Raw genomic sequence first — 5760 nt, forward strand, 5'->3', positions numbered from 1 at the left:
TTACAATCATGGTAAGAGGAACCGACAACAACATACCTACACTGCCAAGCAACCAGCCCCAAAAGATCAAGGACAGGAAAACCACCAGCGTCGATAAGCCTAAACCACGTCCCATAAAGCGCGGCTCGATCACATTCCCCATTACCGTGTTTATAGTGACATAACCCAACGCGACCAAACCGGCTTCGCCAGCGCCAAATTGCACCAGGGACATTAGTACGGCTGGTACAGCGGCAATAATGGAACCGATATTGGGAATGTAGTTAAACAGAAACGCCAGCACCGCCCACAACAAGTAATGGTCGACGCCCAGAAAGTAAAGCCAGGTACCGGCCAACAAGCCGGTAAAAATACTGACTACCGTTTTGATAGCAAGATAGCTGTTTACCGACTGAATAAAGCGGTCGATGTGATGCATTTTCATGTCCGGATCCGCGAGTGCAATATGCAATCGACGCGGCATACCTTCCGCTTCAAACAACATAAAAATAACGGTTAACAAAATCAGAAACAGGTTCGATAGCACCCCGCCCATACCACTTAAAAAGTTGGTTGCCATGGACATCGCCATACCTGGGTCCAGATACGACACAATTAAGTCTTTATCGACGTGGATATTAAACTTTTGCAGCTGTGTGACCACCCAGGCAAATTCGCCCGACAATTTCTCTCGGTACTGAGGCATGTTTTCTTTAAATTCGCTCATCGACTGCCCAACTAACCCGGCAAGCATGAAACCAAAAATAACAATTAACAGTATTACTAAAGTAATCGATAACCAGCGTGGCACCCGGTAACGGGACATCCAGTGAATTAGCGGACCACACGCAATAGCAATAAAGCCTGAAAGAAAAAACGGCACCATTATGGTACTCGCCGCTTTAATGCCCGCAAAAATAACAATTAAGCTGGCAAAAATAAGCAAGGCTTTGGCGGTAGGCGATTGAATAGGCATAGGTTTTATTCTGGTCCGTGAAACAAAGGCCCACGCTACCAGATTTACTACACTTTAGGTAGTCCTCGTACGCAGCATTCAACAGGGAGCATTCATGCATATTTTTATTACCGGTGGAACAGGATTAATTGGCCGCCACCTGATCCCCGCCCTACTTCGCGACGCATCAACCAAAATAACGGTACTGACGCGTGATGCGATAAAAGCTAAGGTCAGCTTGCCTGACAACGTGGCCCTGGTGACTTCGCTGGATGACACTTTCGATTTTGATAACGTTGATGCGGTTATCAACCTTGCCGGAGAACCTATCGCCGACAAACGCTGGAGCGAGACACAGAAAACGCGAATTTGTGAGAGCCGCTGGCAGATAACGCAACAGCTCACTGACAAAATAAACGCTGCAGCACAGCCACCTGCCACCTTCATTTCCGGATCAGCCATTGGCTATTACGGAAGACAAGGCGACAAGCTTGTCACTGAAGCATTTACAGAAGTGCACCACGAGTTTACCCACACCGTTTGCGAAAAGTGGGAACGCATCGCTCTGCAGGCTTCCCAAAAAACCCGTGTTTGTCTGCTACGAACTGGTGTTGTTTTGTCTGGCGACGGTGGTGCATTAAGCAAAATGCGGTTGCCCTTTTCTTTAGGATTAGGTGGGCGAATCGGCGACGGCAATCAGTATATGTCGTGGATTCATATCAATGACATGGTCGCAGCAATACTGTTTCTGCTTGAGCACAAAAATTGCGAAGGTGCGTATAACCTGACCGCCCCAACCCCGGTTACCAATACCGAATTTGTAAAAGCGTATGCCGCCTCTTTAGGCAGACCAGCTATTTTTCCCATGCCTGCACTGGCGTTAAAACTGTTAATGGGCGAAGCCGCTGATTTATTATTAAATGGCCAGCGTGTGGTTCCGCAAAAGCTGCAGGATGCGGGGTTTCAGTTTACTTTTAGTGACGTTCAGTCTGCTTTTGCCGATATTGAGTCGGATACACACCGCTCCGGGCTTTGAATGCGCGCGAAAAGTTAGCTAGTTCCTGATAGCCGAGTAATCGCGCTACTTGTGTGACCGGCATACTGCTCACTGTTAAGTAGTGGCAGGCCATATTATGACGCGTGTTGTTGAGTACAGTTCGAAACTGAGTCCCGGCTTTTGCCAGTCTGCGCTGAAGTGTTCTTGGTTGCATGCGCAACAACGCTGCAATCTGAGTCATTCCGGCTTCTTGTACCAACAATGTTTGCTGTATCAGAATCGCCACCTGCTGCTCAATATCCCAGGCAAATTCCCGCTGCAAAGACGCAAGATAGCGCTTTTTGGCTTCTTTCAGCGTGTTATTGCCAGCCTGCAGCTGAACATCCATAGCCCCAGCTTCCAGGACAACAGCATCTTGTTCCTGATTAAATAACACGGGAACTCCGAAACACTGCGTGTAAGCAGACTTGTTGCCAGTCGGTTCATGGGTAAAAGTTACCCGCACCGGTTTAAATGATTTACCAAATAAGCGCTTACACAAATGAAAACACGCGCTGATAGCCAGCTCTCGATATTGCCTGACTTCATTCTCAGGCACATACAAATCAAACCGCTGAATCACTGTAGCGGCTTCAAAAGCCTGACAATCCCAGTATTCTGACTGATTGTGAAACGTCATCAACGCGCTAAGTGCTGTTGCCGCCTCGCGTGTGGTCTGGCAATTTTCCAGCAAAATCCCCAGAGGCCCGAGCATTTCAAATGACTGTCGCGCGCCCAGCAATAACCCGAAATGCGGGCAAGCTGCCGCGACAGCGCTGGCATTGAGCAGTGCCACAAAATCCTGCAACAACATGGTTTGACGTTCGCTGCTCAGGCTTTCCGGTGTAAGGCCCAAGTGCGTTAAAAAGGGCCTCGGATCCATGCCTTTTTCAAGCATTAAGGCGTCATATTGATGCAATGCACTGGTGCGAATTTGTAATGCTTTTGGCAAATCAAAGTCCTTTAGCTTTTTAACATTTATACAACATTGTCGTGAAATGACAAGCAAGATAATTGATTGAGCTCTACCATGAGAACAGCTAAACAAGACTCGAGGTGCACTGTATGTACGATATCGTCATTAACAATGGGCGCTACTTTGATGGAAGTCCTGCCCCCTCAGGTATAAAGCACCTGGCGATAGAAGGCGGGAACATAGTGCGTATCGACGATTTTCCAATCGATACCTCACTGGCAAAACGGGTCATCGATGCCAAGGGTTTATGGATAATGCCCGGGTTTATCGACACCCACACCCATTACGACGCTGAGTTGCTGGTATCACCCGGCCTAACTGAATCGCTGCGCCACGGTGTAACCACTGTCATGGTAGGGAGTTGTTCGTTGAGTATGGTGTGCTGTGAGCCGGAAGATGCCTCAGACATATTTACCCGCGTAGAAACCGTGCCGAGAGAGAAAGTTCTGCCCATACTGCAAAAGACCATGTCCTGGCGTACACCTGCCCAATGGGTAGAACACGTTTCACAATTACCGTTGGGCCCGAACTTAATAAGTATGTTGGGTCACAGTGACTTGCGCACAGGTGTCATGGGATTATCCCGGGCAACCAACCCGACAATTTCGCCGACCGAGCAAGAGTTAGCGCAGATGGAAGCACTGCTCAAAGAAGCGTTTGACGCCGGCTTTGTAGGGCTCTCGACCATGCGATTAAAGTGGGACAAAGTCGACGGCGATCGGGAATGGTCGAAAAGCTTGCCAGGCACTTATGCGTCCTGGCGGGAAGTCGCACGACTGAATCGCCTGGTTCGTCAGTATCGACGCGTGCATCAGGGAGCACCCGATGCGGCCACCCCGCTACAGGTAACCCAATATATGCGGGAGTGTTTAGGTTGGTTACGCGCCCCACTGAAAACAACCTTAATCAGCCAAATGGATTTGAAAGGTAGCGTCTATTTGCGCTTTCTTACCAAAGTGGTGTCCGTTGTCACTAACTTGCTGAAGGGGGATTTTCGCTGGCAATTAATCCCTACGCCTTTCAAAGTATATGCCGATGGCATTGATGTTGTTTTGTTTGAAGAATTTAAAGCCGGTGAACTAGCGCTGGACTTACGGGACGAAGTGGAACGTAACGCCTTGTTACAGGACGAAGGGTATCGTCGGCAATTTCGACAGTTTTACGGCGAGAAACTGAGCCCCAGAGTATGGCAACGCGACTTTGGCGATGCCCAAATTGTCGATTGTCCTGATCCCAGCCTGATTGGTAAAAATTTCGAAGAAATCGCCAACGCGCGAAACGTGCATGTGGTGGATTTGTTTTTGGATTTGGTAGTGACCTATGGCAAGAAACTGCGCTGGTATACCGTCATCGGTAACCATCGGCCTGAAGTGCTGAAAAAATTAGTGCGAGACAAACGAGCGCTGATTTCTTTCAGTGATGCCGGTGCGCATATTCGCAATATGGCGTTTTACAACCTGCCCCTGCGCATGTTGCAATTGGTAAAACAGGCCAACGACACTAGTGAAAACGTCATGACACTGGAACAAGCTGTTTGGCGGGTAACAGGCGACCAGGCCGATTGGTTTGGTATTGACGCCGGTTACATTAAAAAGGGCAACCGTGCTGACATTGCCATTCTCGATCCCGCGCAGCTGTCGCAAGATCTCGAGCAGGTTCATTGGGCAGAAATGCAAAACTTTGACCTGCAACGCTTGGTAAACCGCAACCCCGGTCTGATTAAATACGTGCTGGTGAACGGTAAAATTGCCGTTGATAATGAGCACATTGTACCTGAAATAGGCGAACAAACAGGTTTCGGACACTTTCTTCAAGCACATACCTGAACGAATAGAACTAAGCCCCTTTCTTTAATACTGACCCACCATTCTTTGCCATTGCCCATGGAAATCCATGGGCAGTTTGTTTTATCTACCGCTTATCGCCTTCGCCTTATACCTATTGTTAATTTTTCAGTTCCGCTATTGACTCAACAATTAACATCTGGATAACATAAATATAATAATATAATACAATAGGATATTAAGAGATGAAGATGCACTTGATATGGCGCGCAGCTTGCGTTGTTTGCCTCGGCTTGTACGGTGACCTGGCCCGTGCAATTGATAACGGCGTTTACACTATTCAATCAGTACACAGTGGCAAGTTAATAGAAGTCGGCGGCGCAAACACTGCCGATGGTGCCAACGTAAATCAATGGCCAGCCAACAATCACAACACACAAAAGTGGATGATTACCCTGCAGTCAGACGGTTACTACAGCGTCATCAATCTGAATTCAGGTAAAGCATTGGAGGTATTCGACTGGTCTACTGCCAATGGCGCAAATGTGGTGCAGTATGAAGACAATGGACTTGCCAGCCAACGCTGGCAAATTAATGAACTGGGCGACGGCAGCGTCAGTTTTATCAACAAACACTCGGGTAAAGCCCTCGACCTATACGGTTTTGACACGTCAGATGGTGCAAACATTGCACAGTGGGATTACTGGGGTGGCGACGCGCAGCACTGGCAGCTGTCTAAGCTTGCTAATGTAGAAGGCGCTCCTTGGGATCCCTCCAGTACCAATGGCGCTGTAAGTCACTGGCCTCTGACCGGTAGTCTGGTTACGCACGATCCAACACTGGGCTATGAGAATGGCACCTGGTGGATTTTCCAGACTGGCCCCGGTATTGCCGGTAAGTGGTCAGCAAACGGTGTTACCTGGAACGATGCAGCGGCCATCTTCCCAAATGGCTTGTCCTGGTGGAGCAACTATGTACCGGGTCACGACGGAATCGACGTATGGGCCCCTGACCTGAAACACTATAATGG

5 protein-coding genes are annotated in these 5760 nt (G+C 48.6%); 3 read left to right on the forward strand and 2 right to left on the reverse strand.

Features of this window, described 5'->3' with window-relative positions; genetic code table 11:
* A partial coding sequence (locus AC4MRN_RS19015) for an AI-2E family transporter (protein WP_491204183.1) occupies positions 1 to 955 on the reverse strand: 955 nt, incomplete at its 3' end.
* 94 nt (positions 956 to 1049) lie between these two features.
* On the opposite strand from AC4MRN_RS19015, the gene AC4MRN_RS19020 reads away from it, so the two are divergent.
* On the forward strand, positions 1050 to 1970 hold the full coding sequence (locus tag AC4MRN_RS19020; protein ID WP_491204184.1) for a TIGR01777 family oxidoreductase: 921 nt from the start codon (positions 1050 to 1052) through the stop codon (positions 1968 to 1970).
* Here the strand turns inward: AC4MRN_RS19020 and AC4MRN_RS19025 are convergent.
* Positions 1909 to 2922: an AraC family transcriptional regulator gene (locus AC4MRN_RS19025; RefSeq protein ID WP_491204185.1), complete on the reverse strand. Its 1014-nt coding sequence runs from the start codon at positions 2920 to 2922 to the stop codon at positions 1909 to 1911. The genes AC4MRN_RS19020 and AC4MRN_RS19025 overlap by 62 nt on opposite strands.
* Positions 2923 to 3035: 113 nt before the next feature.
* Here AC4MRN_RS19025 and AC4MRN_RS19030 point away from each other — a divergent pair, with 113 nt between their 5' ends.
* Entirely contained in the window at positions 3036 to 4772 is a 1737-nt protein-coding gene (locus AC4MRN_RS19030; RefSeq protein ID WP_491204186.1) for an N-acyl-D-amino-acid deacylase family protein, read from the forward strand.
* A gap of 209 nt (positions 4773 to 4981) precedes the next feature.
* Positions 4982 to 5760: RICIN domain-containing protein (locus AC4MRN_RS19035; protein WP_491204187.1), on the forward strand; the 779-nt coding region annotated here is incomplete at its 3' end.

This window comes from Marisediminitalea sp. (assembly GCF_984433645.1).